At 36.9% G+C, this 425-nt stretch carries 1 protein-coding gene; it reads left to right on the top strand.

Features of this window, described 5'->3' with window-relative positions; translation table 11 throughout:
• On the top strand, positions 1-425 hold a 425-nt coding region (locus tag AAZR19_RS18920), incomplete at both ends, for a recombinase family protein (protein WP_434703991.1).

Genomic DNA, 425 nt, shown 5'->3' with positions numbered 1-425 from the left:
AGTATCAACAACAAAACAAGGCGTGAGCGGTTTAGGACTTGAAGCACAAAAGCAACAAGTTGAAAACTACCTACAATCAAAGAATGATGTTGTTGTGTTGAATGAGTACGTTGAGATTGATAGCGGTAAAAAAGCTAATCGCATTGAATTAGCCAAAGCAGTAGCGGAAGCAAAGAAAAATAAAGCGGTGTTATTGGTTGCCAAACTTGATAGGGTGGCGAGAAATGTGAAATTCTTTCTTGAACTATTAGACCAAATCAATATTGAATTTGCAGACCTACCAAATTTAAAAATTGGGACGAGTGACACTAGATTAATGCTTACTCAACTATCAGCGTTTGCAGAATGGGAAGCAAGTAAAATAAGTGAACGTACTAAACAAGCATTACAAGCTAAAAAACAACGTGGTGAGCTTATGGGTGTAA

The sequence above is a fragment of the Bacillus sp. Je.9.29.b genome, from assembly GCF_051129925.1.
GTDB lineage: Bacteria > Bacillota > Bacilli > Bacillales > Bacillaceae > Bacillus > Bacillus safensis.
This window is presented reverse-complemented; position numbering and strand designations above follow the sequence as displayed.